Origin of the sequence: Embleya sp. NPDC059213 (genome assembly GCF_042754445.1) — a bacterium.
In the GTDB taxonomy this organism is placed as follows: Bacteria; Actinomycetota; Actinomycetes; order Streptomycetales; family Streptomycetaceae; genus Embleya.
On record NZ_JBHZAV010000098.1, the window covers coordinates 25741 to 35235 of the forward strand.

8 protein-coding genes are annotated in these 9495 nt (G+C 70.1%); 4 read left to right on the forward strand and 4 right to left on the reverse strand.

Annotated features, from left to right (window positions below):
• Window positions 1–126: 126 nt before the first annotated feature.
• A complete protein-coding gene (locus ACFXMF_RS29970) occupies window positions 127–456 on the forward strand; it encodes an amphi-Trp domain-containing protein (RefSeq protein WP_379992094.1) in 330 nt (109 codons plus the stop codon).
• Window positions 457–513: 57 nt separating this feature from the next.
• On the opposite strand, the gene ACFXMF_RS29975 is transcribed toward ACFXMF_RS29970, so the two are convergent.
• The 3 genes from ACFXMF_RS29975 to ACFXMF_RS29985 all read right to left on the reverse strand — a co-directional run bounded on the left by ACFXMF_RS29975 (window position 514) and on the right by ACFXMF_RS29985 (window position 5199).
• Window positions 514–1851 carry a diacylglycerol/lipid kinase family protein gene (locus ACFXMF_RS29975; RefSeq protein WP_379992093.1) on the reverse strand — a complete coding sequence of 446 codons (1338 nt, stop codon included), beginning with the start codon at window positions 1849–1851 and terminating at the stop codon, window positions 514–516.
• A gap of 376 nt (window positions 1852–2227) precedes the next feature.
• Window positions 2228–3574 carry a serine/threonine-protein kinase gene (locus ACFXMF_RS29980; RefSeq protein WP_380018067.1) on the reverse strand — a complete coding sequence of 449 codons (1347 nt, stop codon included), beginning with the start codon at window positions 3572–3574 and terminating at the stop codon, window positions 2228–2230.
• A gap of 389 nt (window positions 3575–3963) precedes the next feature.
• The gene (locus ACFXMF_RS29985) at window positions 3964–5199 is read right to left on the reverse strand and encodes an FAD-dependent oxidoreductase (protein WP_379991293.1); all 1236 of its coding nucleotides are present in this window, start codon (window positions 5197–5199) and stop codon (window positions 3964–3966) included.
• 73 nt (window positions 5200–5272) lie between these two features.
• Here ACFXMF_RS29985 and ACFXMF_RS29990 point away from each other — a divergent pair, with 73 nt between their 5' ends.
• The 3 genes from ACFXMF_RS29990 (at window position 5273) to ACFXMF_RS30000 (ending at window position 8223) form a co-directional block, all read left to right on the forward strand.
• Window positions 5273–5845, forward strand: coding sequence for a TetR/AcrR family transcriptional regulator C-terminal domain-containing protein (locus ACFXMF_RS29990; RefSeq protein WP_360321177.1), 573 nt, complete (start codon window positions 5273–5275; stop codon window positions 5843–5845).
• A 618-nt stretch (window positions 5846–6463) separates the two neighbouring features.
• A complete protein-coding gene (locus ACFXMF_RS29995) occupies window positions 6464–7543 on the forward strand; it encodes a protein phosphatase 2C domain-containing protein (protein ID WP_379991292.1) in 1080 nt (359 codons plus the stop codon).
• A gap of 143 nt (window positions 7544–7686) precedes the next feature.
• Window positions 7687–8223 (forward strand): DUF2716 domain-containing protein, encoded by a 537-nt coding sequence (locus tag ACFXMF_RS30000; protein WP_379991291.1) that lies wholly within the window; start codon window positions 7687–7689, stop codon window positions 8221–8223.
• A gap of 168 nt (window positions 8224–8391) precedes the next feature.
• Here ACFXMF_RS30000 and ACFXMF_RS30005 read toward each other — a convergent pair whose 3' ends face one another.
• Entirely contained in the window at window positions 8392–9231 is an 840-nt protein-coding gene (locus tag ACFXMF_RS30005; RefSeq protein WP_379991290.1) for a hypothetical protein, read from the reverse strand.
• Window positions 9232–9495: the final 264 nt, after the last annotated feature.

A 9495-nucleotide genomic window follows, 5' to 3' on the forward strand; every position in this document is an offset into this window, starting at 1 on the left:
GCGGCGTCCAGTCGAGCGACCGGCAGTGCGCCGCACCGGGCCGCACGCGGTCACCGGATGCCCAGGGCCCACGGGGAGCGCAGACTCGACTGCATAGGTTGTTGGCAGCCGATGGGAGGCTTTCCCATGAAAGACCTGAAGTTCGAGCAGAAGGGCTCGTTGTCGCGCTCCGAGGCAGCCGAGTTGCTCTCCGCACTCGCGGCCGCGCTCATGAGCGGCGGTGACGTCGAGTTGGAACTCGGGTCGGGCGTGCTGAGCATGCACGTTCCCGACGAGCTGCGCAGCGAGGTCGAGGTGGAAGTGGGGGAGGGCGAGGTCGAACTCGAGATCGAACTCAAGTGGCCGACCGCGCAGGCCGCGGCAGCAGCGGCGCCCAAGTCGAAGTCCAAGTCCAAGTCGAGGTCCGTCGAGACACGGTCACCGAGTGGTGATCAGGAGTCCACGGAAAAGCGATAGACCGCCACCTCGCGACAACCCGTCCACTTGAGGAACCGTCCGTTTCGCGGCGGACCGTCACTTCCGGTCCCGGTCCCGGTGACGGTGACGGGTCGAGGCGAGACGCGCCGTGGCCAGTGCCTGGTGACGCAGCAGCGCCAAGTCGATCGGAGGCTTCGGCCGTGGCACGCCCGGCCGTTCGCGTGGCACCCGCACCCGCAGTGCGAGCGGTTGGATCGACAGGCGCACCGGGGTGGGCATGAGTACGGCCTCACCGTCGATGCCGACCGGGATCCGGGGGGCGTCCGACTCGACGAGCACCTCGTGTGCGACCAGTGTGCGCAGTCCCCTGCCACGGCTGCCACGAAGCAGTTCGACGGCGTGCTCGGCGTTGTCGACCGTGATCGCGATGACGCCGAGCAGGCCGGTGTCGAGGCGGGCCCGCCGGCCCGGTTCGGTCGGACCACCGAACTCGTACGGGTTGTTGCTGACGAGTAGTGCCTGTGGGCCCTCGATGACCACCTCGTCGTCGATCCGGACGACCAGGTGGGGGCCGCGTTGGCCCGAGAGCATCTCGGGAAGCAGCCGAAGCATCGTGCCCCGCTTGTCGTCCCGGTACGCCGGGCTCTGCACGACTTCGGCGTAGGCACCGAACGAGGCGTTGTTGACGAAGGTTCGCTCGCCGATCAGCCCCAGGTCCAGGGACAGTTCGACGCCGTCACGCAGGGCGTCGAGGCCGGCGTCCGGCCGTTCCCGGTCCAACCCGAGGTCCATCGCGAAGTGGTTGCGTGTGCCCGCCGAGACGACGACGAACGGGAGGCCGTTCTCGGCGGCGACGGCGGCGACGAGTGCCTGGGTGCCGTCGCCGCCGGCGACCCCGAGCAGATCGGCGCCGTTCACCACTGCCCTTCGGGCCAACTCGGCGACATCGACCCGGCCGGGACCATTCAGCAGGGCCACCTCGGCGCCCAACGCGGTCGCCTTGTCATCCAGCGCGAACCGTCGGACCTTTCCTCCACCCGAGTGGGGATTCATGATCAGAAACGGTCGGACCGGGGACGGCTTCTCACGCTCGGGCATGCCGTGGGGCGGCCGGGCCCGGATCAGCGCGGCTCTGGCGGCCGCCACTGCCAGTGCCACCAGGAGCAGTGTCACCACGATCTCCCACAACTGGTGGCGGGCGATGTAGAAGACGATCACGGCGATCGGCACGGCGAAGGCGAGGGTGAGGCAGACCCAGCGCAGCGGGCTTCGGTTGCTCAGAAAACCCCACAGCGCCGCGAGCGTCACCGCGAGTCCGAGCACACCCACGATCAGCACGGACAGACTCCGGAAACCGCCGATGATCAGCATCGCCACGACACCGAGCGCAGCCGCGAAGGCCAGCCGGGCGAGCCGGCGTTGGGCGGGGGTCACCGGTAGCGATTGCACCTCGGGGCTCTCGGCTTCCCCGGGACGGCTTCTGCGGCCGTGACCGACTCCCGGGGTCCGGCCGGGTTTCTCGGCATCCGTCATGGCTCCTCCGTGACCGGGTGAACACGAGACGCAGGACCAGTCCGAGCTTCCGCGCCGGTCATCGTCCTATCCACGTTAGTGCCGGATGCGGTCCGCCACCCTCCCGACCCGCGACGGGTCCGGTGGACCATCGGCAGTGAACCCGGCAGCCGGGCCGCCGGCTCGGGTGGCACCGATGGCAGCGGGACGCGCCCCTGCCCCGCGGTCGTGACGGACGGACACGGTCCACGCCTGCGTCGGCGAGGTCGGGTCGTCGGGGATCCGCCGGGTGGCGGGTCTACCGCTTCGGCTTGCCGGGAGGTCCGCCGGATTCATTTCTGTTCTTCCTGGGCTTGGTGTCGCCTTTCGGCTCCTTGTTCGGGCCCCGGGTCGGGGACTCGCCGCTCGCGGACGCGGACACCCGGTCGCCGACGGAGTGGGTCGTCGCCCTGGGCGGAGCGGCGGGAGCGGTCGCGCGCGCGGGTGGCGTCGAGGGCGACGGGGAGGAGGCCGTCGTCGGGGTCCCGGTGGGTGGGGCCGCCGGCTGCGTGGCAGGCGGCAGCGGCGCGATGGCCGGGGCCGGACGGCCGTCGTCCGTGCCCGGGGCGGCGTGGTCGTCGAGGACCGCCATGGTCGCCGCACACGCACCCAGTACGAGGCCGGCGACCAGACCCGCGACGGGCAGGCGATGTCGTATCCGCCGTACCGCCGACGTACCGGACGCGGCCGGCGTCGAGGTCGACGGAGGCACCTCGCCGACGGACGCGTGGCCGGCCACGAGCACCGGTTCGCGCGGCGTGCCGGCGGTGGGCGCGGACGACGACGCGGCGGCGTCGAGCAGACGCACGCACTCGGCGGCATCGGGCCTGGTCGCGGGATCGGCTCGCGTCATCGCCTCGATCACGGAGGCGAGTTCGCCGCGAACGTAGGACGGGATGTGCGGTGCGCGCAGCGAGCGAGCCAGGCCGGCTTCGAGGGAGGCTCCCGGATACTCGCGTTCGCCTTTCAGCGCCTCCAGCAGGACCAGGCCGAGGGCGTGGACGTCGCACGCGGGCCCCGTACCCCGACCGAGAATCTGCTCGGGTGCGAGATACGCGACGGTGCCGACCACGGTGCCGGGAGTGGAACGGGTGGGTTCGTCGACGAGACGCGAGATCCCGAAGTCCGCCAAGTACGGCGCGTCGCCGGGGCCGATCAGGACATTGGACGGTTTCACGTCCCGATGCACGATGCCCGCCGCGTGTACGTGCTCCAACGCCGAGGCCAGCCGCGCGCCGAGCCGCGCCACCCGGTCGCCGGTCAGGGGGCCGTCCAGGATGTGTTCGCGCAGGGTGACGCCTCGGATCAGGCGCATCACCACGTACGTGCAACTCTCGTGCCAACCGACATCGTGCACCGTGACCAGGGCAGGATGTGTCAACCGGCCCAGCAACACCGCCTCTTGGCAGAACCGTTCCGCCGTCACCGCGCACACGCCCGGTCGGAAGACCTTGACCGCGACCTCCCGCCGCAGGCGCAGATCGACGGCCCGGAAGACATCGGCGGTGCCGCCCGCACCCAACAGCGGGCCCAGGCGGTAGCGACCGTCGAGGATGCCGCCGCTACGCGGAAGGGGACGCCGTATTCGACGCGGCAATGCCGTCATGCAGTCTCCCCGGATCGGCCCCGACAATGCTCGGGTCCCTACCCACCCATGGCCCCCGCATACCGAAGCGCACGACCCGAAAGCCGAAATCCCCACGTACGTCACGGACATCGCCCCGTCGCGACCGAGGCGGTGCCCATCCGTTTCCGAACACGAGTCGTGTCGTGCCGCCCTTGGGGTGCGTGGCGAGGTGGGGGAGCGGGGCCGAGGCCCACCCGACAACCCCGCCCCCACGCACACCTTTCCGGCGGCAAACGCCCCTTCGGGCGCGACCCGATGCCCACGCTTCGGGTTCGGGCAACCTCGACTCGAAGGAACCTGCGCCCGAGCCCGTCGGATGTGCGCGCGAAGGGGCGTCGATCCCGCTGCCGGCCGAAAGCCTCCCCCCGTCACGGGTATTCCGGAAGCAGCCAGTCCCCGCCCCGGTCCTCCTTCGCACGGCGCGCGACGAAGTCGGGGATGTGCAGGAAGCAGGCCAGGGCGGCGACCGAGTGGAGCGCGTCGATGCCCACCTTGTGCTCGGGCATGCTCAGTCGCAGGACACGCGGCTTGACCTGGGCCTGGATCGTGTCGACGAAGGGCCGCAGCGTGCGGTCGTAGTTCGCCAGGGCGCCGGCCAGGTCGTGCGGGCTTCGGTTGATCTCGCCGGCCAGGACGTACGCGCCGACCAGGCCGCCGGAGATGCCCATGCCGCTGTAGGGGGAGGGGCAGTACGCGGCGTCCCCGACCAGGACCACGCGCCCCTTCGACCACGTGTCCGTCCGCACCTGCACGACCTCGTGCGAGTACAGGTCGTCGGTCGCCGCCAAGCCCTCGAGGAAACGCCCGGTCTGCCAGCCCGCGTCGCGGAACCTGTCGGCCCAGAACTCCTTCCGACGCTCGATCGACTCCCGGTGGACGGCCGATGCCTCCTGCGACTCCTCCCGCAGCACGAAGTAGACCTGCGTCTCGGTCGGGTTGTGACTCCTGCGCATGATCATCCGGCCGCCGGGCGCGTTGTAGGTGTCCCGGATGTTGGAGTCCGTCGCGATGCGCGGGACGAACCAGTAGGCCGTGTGGATGCCCACGCGCCGGTAGGGATCGGGAGCGCCGGCCGGCAGGATGGCCCGCCGCACGCGCGACCCCTGCCCGTCCGCGCCGACCAGGAGATCGAACTCGCCCGAGGACCCGTCCGAGTAGTGGGCGACCACGCGCTTCCCGTCCTGCTCGAATCGGTCCACGCTGATGCCGAAGACGTGGTTCACGTCCGCCTTCGTCGCATCGTGGAGGATGCGCACCAGGTCACCGCGCATGATCTCGTACTCCGACGTCAGAGTCTGCCGACCACGCCCGGACGTGTTGGCCATGATCGTCGCCCTCGCCTTGCCGCGGGCATCGACCAGGGCGACGCCCGCCTCGTCCACGAGCTTGCTCCTGACGACGTCGAGGAGCCCCATCCGCCGTATGGCGTCGATGCCCTGGCCCCGAAGGTCGACCTGGGCACCCGAGGCCCGCAACGCCGGGAAACGTTCGACGACGGTCACCCGGTGACCGCCTCGGGCGAGCCAGTAGGCCAGTGCCTGGCCCGCGATCCCGCCGCCGCAGACAAGGACTTTCAACGAGGGGTTTTCGGCTTCGTGTGTCATGACACCCTCTCTTTCTATCACTGATAGGTGCATGTACAGCGTCACCTATCACTGATAGATTGTCAACGTGAAGATGACCCGTGAGACCGTCGTCGGCGAGGCACTCGACCTGCTCGACGAGGTCGGCTTGGACGCCGTCAGCACGCGACGACTCGCGAAGCGACTGGGCGTGGAACAGCCGTCGCTCTACTACCACTTCCGCAACAAGAAGGAACTGCTCGGCGCCATGGCCGAGGCCGCCATGGCACCCCATGCGACGGCCTTGCTGCCCGATCCCGCCGACGACTGGCGCGACTGGTTCCTGGCGAACACACGCAGCTTCCGTCGCACCCTGCTGATGCGCCGCGACGGCGCCCGACTCCACGCCGGCAGCAGCCCCGCAGGGGAGGACCTCGACCGCCTCGCCCGCAAAATGGCGTTCCTGCTCGCATCGGGCATCCCCGAGCGGGACGCCCGGATGGCGATGCTGGCCTCCGGCTACTTCACGGTCGGCTGCGTCCTGGAAGAGCAGGCGGACACCGACCCTGACACACACCATCCCGAGGTCCCGCACATCAACCACGAGTCGGCCTTCGAAGCGGGCCTCGCCCTCATCCTGGACGGACTGAGCAACCGCATCGCCGAGCCCCACCCCACCTCCGAATAGGCCCGCGACCCCACCCCACCAACCGCACGCCCCTCACCCGCGCCGGCCCGCCCACCGCAGCTCCGCCGGGCGTCTCGGCGGCGCGCCCACACGACCCTGCCGGCCGGATCGCATACGGGGTCCCGGAGCCACATCGGGCTCACGACGTGTTCCGGCGAGAGAGTGCGGCCCATGTTGCCGCAGACGGACCAGCGCGGCCGTGCGTGGCGTGAGTGATCACCTGTCGGAACGGGCCGTTACGGGTGTGGCGCGGCCGAGTGCAGCCAGCACTTGTCGAGTGCCTGCGCCACGGTCCCACGCTCATCTCCGTCCGCCGGGTCGAGGAGTTCGCCGGCGGTCACGAGGGCTTTCCGAAACTCCGCAGGCCGACTGTGGGCGGTACGCGGGCCAAGGCGCGCAAGCGAGCGGAGGAGGCTTGCCGCTTCGCCCGCGGCGAACCGGCGTGAGAGAGCGAGGCCCTCGCCGACGACGAAGCCGAGTTCCGACAGTTCAAGGCCGAATGCAACGGCGGATCTCGGGCTTGTGGCCAGGATGAAGGCCGATGGTTGACCTTCACCCTGGGGGAACCCACAACATCGGTCCGGCCGGGCGACGTGCTCGGCATGAGGAGGAGCGGGCATGGGGTTGCTGACCATCGGGGCGTTCGCGAAGGCGTCCCGGCTGTCGCCGAAGGCGCTGCGTCTGTACGACGAACTCGGCCTGCTGCCCCCCGCGCGGGTCGATCCGGTGACCGGCTACCGCCTCTACGCACCGGAACAACTGGATCGGGCCCGGCTGGTCGCCTGGCTCCGGCGCCTGGGGATGCCCCTGACCCGCATCCGGTACGTCTGCGCGCTGGACGGACCGTCGGCGGCCCAGGAGGTCCGCGCGTTCTGGGCCCGGGTCGAGGCCGACACCGCCGCACGGCGGGACCTGGCCGCTTTTCTCATCGACCGTCTCTCCCGGAAGGACCCCGCCATGTCCCCGACTGCCAAGCCCCTGGGAATTCGTTACGCCGCCCTTTCCGACACGGGCCTCGTGCGCGAGAGCAACCAGGACACCGCCTACGCCGGATCCCGCCTGTTGGCCGTCGCCGACGGCTACGGCAGCGCGGGAGCCCGCGCAAGCGCCGCTGCCGTCGACGCGCTCAAGCGTCTCGAAACCGACGGCATCCCGGCGGGCAATCTCCTCAACGTCCTCGAAGACGTCATCGAGCAGGCCAAGCGGGCCGTGCACGGCATCGCCGCGACCGGCTCTTCGCCCGAAGGGGCCGGCACGACGCTCACCGCAATGCTCTGGACCGGCTCGCAGTTGGCCCTGGTCCACATCGGCGACTCCCGCGCCTACCTCCTGCGCGACGGAGAACTGTTCCGGATCACGCACGACCACACCATGGTTCAGTCGATGGTCGACGAGGGACGCCTCAGTCCGGAAGAAGCCGCCTCCCACCCGCAACGGTCGCTGCTGATCCGAGCCCTGGGCCAAGGAGCCGACGCCACCCCCGACATGCGTCTTCACGACGCCCGGCAGGGAGACCGGTACCTGCTCTGTTCCGACGGTCTGTCCACCGTCCTGCAGACCGAAGAGATCCGCCATACGCTCGCCGAGATCAGCGATCCCGAGCAGGCCGGCCGCGAACTCATCGCCCTCGTCAACGGCTCCGGCGGCCCCGACAACGTCAGTTGTGTGGTCGCCGACGTCATGGAACTCCAGCAGTAGGCGCGAGCGGCAGGCACTTCGAACTGCACCGGATCCGCTCTCTGTAACTCATCCGTGAAACCGACCAATCGCGGCTCGCCCGGTAGGGCCCGCCCGCAGGTCGCCGGCACCACCGGCGGATGGGCCAACGATAGATTCGCCTGGTGATCGCCGAACGCCTGCACCGCCTGTCCGGCCCCGAATACATGGGTATCTGGGACCGTTTCGATGCCCGATTCGACTTCAGACCCAGCGTGTGCGTGTTCCCGGGGATCACGGAGCCTTCGCCGTCGATCACGTGGAGCCTCGACGCGCTGAACGACGACCCCGGCGACCGACACCTCGACCGTCTGGTCGACGTCGTCCAGGACGGGCTCACCGACCACACCGGGCCGGGGGAGTCGCTGTGGATCCTGGACTGGCAGCACACCTGCTACCGGCTCCGTCCGGATATCCCGGACACCGACATGTTCCTGCCCCGCGTCCTCGAAGGGCGCTCACGGGAGGGTTGGCCGCTCGGCCCGTACCCGAGCGGGGACTACCACGTGTTCCTCGCGGAGGACCTTCGATTCGGCACCTTCGGACATCCCTGGGAACACTCCCTGTGCGTGTTCGGCGCGGAACTGCCGGACGACATCGAGGAGGACGTGCAGCGCATCCTTGGACGCCCCCTCCGCCGAGACGGAGCCCCGGCCGCCTGAGCGGCCTTCGCGCCCGCCACCTCCGTTCGGCGGCGCGGCGGTTCGACGCAGTGACCGACCGGGCGCGCTACGCCGAGCTGTGCCACTACAACGACAACGGGGAGTACACGCGTCCCGCCCGCGACGCGGTGGCCGGTTCGTCGGGCCGACGACTGCCGGCCGGCGACCTCAGGACGGAGTGTCCCGCCGCGCAGCGGTGTGGCGCGCCGTCCGGTTGCGCCTCATGCGCACGTGGATATCCGTGTTGCGCTCCCGGATGAGCGGGCGCAGGGCATCGGGGTCGCGCAACGCCGGGTGCTCCGTCTCGACCTGTTCCCGGGCGAGCCGCGCAGCCGTCACGCGGTCGCGATAGTTGTCGAACACGTGGACTTCCAGGCTGAAATCGGTGTGGATGGAGTCGTACACCATTCCGGCCCCGTGGCCCAGGCCGGGAGCCGCCGGGTCCAGCGAGCCGATCTCCACCGCCCATTCGCGCAGCCACTCCGTAGTGCCGGGCAGCACGAGCAGTCCCGCGCGCATGCCGATCACCGGACGGCGATGCCGTTCGTCGTACCCGTGAAAGCGCCGGGGCGGGCGCGCGCCGAACCACGCCTCCCGGTCGGCGACGGCCTCCGTGAATCCGGGCCTACGCAGCCGAAGTGTCCCCTCGGACGGCGTCGACAGCGGGAGCTGCCGTCGGAGTTCGCGTGCCGCACGGTCACCGAACGGTGTCGATTGGGTCGGCACGACCACGATGGGCGGCGACGGCTCCGCATCGAACGGACTCGGGTCCAGGAACGGGCGGTCGACGACCAGGACGGTGTTCTGCGCCCGCCGGTGCGCCATGCCCCACAACAGCGAACCCAGCAACAGCGCGCCCGATCGGTGGGTGACGATGTGCCGGTAGCCGTGGAACTCGTCGACGGCGAAACGCTCGGTGGTTCCGGGACGCAGCCCGAGCAGGGTGTACGGGCGACCGTCCAGAACAAGAGTGCGACTGTGCACCTTGAGTCCGTTGTCCGAGGTCATGCCTGTCGGTTCTTCACTTCTCGTCACATCCATCCTGGTGAGGGTCCGTCGTGCCGCAAGGTTCCAGCCGAGGCACCCAATTGTCACCCGGTTTTCACCGACGTCGACGCCCGGGAACAGGAGGCGGCCGGGCGGCCACGCGAGGGGCAACCGCCCTACGGCCGAAGCCCGGGCCGCAGTTGCTCGGTGGCGCCGATCGGCGCCCCCGACCGGCCGGTTCACCCCTGACGAAGAGCGTGCGATCGTGGCCGTGATGGAAAAGTT